This window comes from Agromyces humi, assembly GCF_009720255.1.
GTDB classification, from domain to species: Bacteria; Actinomycetota; Actinomycetes; order Actinomycetales; family Microbacteriaceae; genus Agromyces; species Agromyces humi.
In genome coordinates this window covers 1-2,508 of sequence record NZ_WJSP02000472.1, presented here as the reverse complement: position 1 = coordinate 2,508, position 2,508 = coordinate 1, and the positions used below count along the sequence as shown (strand labels likewise).

The following is a 2,508-nucleotide window of genomic DNA, read 5'->3' as shown; positions in this document are numbered from 1 at the left end:
CGCCCCGCCGCCGACGGTGCCCGCCCGGCCGGCTCGCGCCGCGGCAGCCACCGCGGGCGGAGGACATTCGCGGGAACGGAGGTCTCCCGCGGCGTACATCCCCTCCGCCGGTGCATCAATCCTCCGTCCTCCGGTCCATCGGGCACGATCGTCCCGAGTTCATGCGGCACGATGGAGGCCCTGCGCGACCGCGAGCCTGATCTCGGCCTCGACGGATGGCCATTCGAAGAGGATCTGGGCGTAGTCGTATCGCAGGACCGTGTATCCGGCCAGCGCCAGTCGACGGTCGTGCGCGATGTCCTGACGCCGCTGCGGCGCTTCGCGATGGAAGACGAATCCGTCGACCTGGTACACCAGCCGGTCGCCGATGAGGCCGTCGACCCGGTGCCCGTGGACCCGCACCTGTTGGCGCACGTCGATCCCGATCCGTCGAAGTCGCAGCACGGGAACCGTCTCGATTCCGCTGTCGGACAGCAGCGAGCACGCCTCGATCAGTGCGCGAGGTCGTGGTCCGCGGAGGGGGATGCGTCGCAGGACGTCGAGACTGATCCGCTCCTTCCGGATCGCCGACTCCCACACGACCAAGGCCCGTTCGAGCGGCTGGCACCGGGCCACCTGCGCCAGGACGTTCGCCATGGGCTCGATCGCCTCGTGGCGGTGGGTTGCCACTGGACCTGCGCCCCAATGTCGCACCACATTCGGCGCGTTCGCTCGACCGGCATGTGATGGCACCGCCAGGTGAAGCCGCTCGTCGTCGAACGTCCACAGTCCGAGATGGCGCGCAGCTGAGACGCAGGCGAGGCGGCCACCGGCGCTGACGGCGGCGGCGAGCGCACTCGGCGCGCCCCGGTGTGCGAGCCATGATCGCCGGAGCCGATCGACGTCGCCAGCGCGCACCGCGGTGTCGATGGCATGTCTGGAGAATCCGGCTCGTGTCGCATCGACCTGGTGCGCGACGCCTCCTTGAGCTTGCAGCCACGACTCGAATGACATCGCGCCAGTCTCGGGGACTTGATTCGCGGCCCGCGACGCTCGTGAGCGGGCGGCGAACGATGACCGCTGAGACGCCGCTGTCGAGGAGGAGTCGTCCGGGATCCTCGGGAACGCGAGCGGAGGACTTCTGCAGGGTGTGGAGGCGGAGGGCGCCGTTTGCGACCTCCCGCGGCGCGAGACACCTCCCGCCATGCGCGCTAGTCGCGCCAGGGCACCCCGCGGAGCGGGTAGTAGCGGATGCCCGCGGCATCCCACCGCTCGCCGAGCCCGGCCACGCGGCTGAAGAACCCGTCGATGTCGCGGGCGGACGCGTCGACGGACGACGACGACGATGGCGCCGCCGACCAGCCGATCTCGGCGATCGCCGTGATGCGGGGGAACGCCATGAACTCCGCCTCGCCGAGCGTGCCGATCGTCTCGGTCCAGAGCGGAGCCTCCACGCCGAGCAACTCGTCCTCGCCGACGCCGGGCACGACGGCCGCGGGATCCCAGAGGTAGGCCTCGTCGAGCGTGGTCGGCCCCTTCGCCCAGTCGAGTCCGAGCGTGCCGCCGAGCGGGCCCTGCGGGTCGTCCACGTACTTCATGTCGAGGTAGGCGACGTCGGCGGGCGACATGATCACCCGGCCGCCCTGCGCGACGAACGACTGCGTCGCGATGACTGCGTCCTCCTCGGGCTCGACGAAGCTCCAGTACTGGCCGATGGTGCCGGCCGGCAGCGACGAAGAGGCGCCCATCTCGTGCCAGCCGATCACGGTCTTGCCCGTCGCGGCTCCGGCCGCGGCGATCCGCCGCACGAGGTCGAGGTAGTCCTCCTGCGAGGTCGAGAGCGATTCGTCGCCGCCCAGGTGCAGCCATGGCCCGGGCGTGAGCTCGGCGACCTCGCGCGTGACGTCGGCGAGGAACCGGTCGGTGGCTTCCGCCCGCTCGGGCGAGGCGCAGAGCGACGAGAACCCGACCTCGACGCCCTCGTACGGCTCGGGTGCGACGCCGTCGCAGTTGAGCTCGGGGTAGGCGCTGAGCGCGGCGTTCGTGTGGCCGGGCAGGTCGAGCTCGGGCACGACGGTCACGAACCGCTCGGCGGCGTACTCGACGATGCGCCGGTAGTCGTCCTTCGTGTAGAAGCCGCCCCCGTCGCCGCCGACCGAGGTCGAGGCGCCGATGCCGGTCAGCTCGGGCCACGCGTCGATCTGGATGCGCCAGCCCTGGTCGTCGGTGAGGTGCAGGTGCAGCACGTTGAGCTTCAGCATGGCGATCGCGTCCACGTAGCGCAGCACGTCGTCGACCGGCAGGAAGTGCCGGGCGACGTCGAGCATCGCGCCGCGGTAGGCGAACCGCGGCACATCGGCGACGGATGCCGCGGGCACGGTCCATCCGCCATCGGGCTCGCCCGTGGCATCCGCCCGCTCGACCGCCGCGGGCAGCAGCTGCCGCAGCGTCTGCGTGCCGCGGAACAACCCGGCGGCGGTGGAGGCGGCCACCCGCACCCCACTCTCGCTCGACTCGAGCGTGTAGCCC

At 71.4% G+C, this 2,508-nt stretch carries 2 protein-coding genes; both read right to left on the bottom strand.

From position 1 onward, the window contains the following. Window positions 1–159: 159 nt before the first annotated feature. The gene (locus tag GH736_RS21060) at window positions 160–636 is read right to left on the bottom strand and encodes an endonuclease domain-containing protein (RefSeq protein ID WP_159606795.1); all 477 of its coding nucleotides are present in this window, start codon (window positions 634–636) and stop codon (window positions 160–162) included. 554 nt (window positions 637–1,190) lie between these two features. Next, window positions 1,191–2,508: family 20 glycosylhydrolase (locus GH736_RS21055; RefSeq protein WP_159606793.1), on the bottom strand; the 1,318-nt coding region annotated here is incomplete at its 5' end.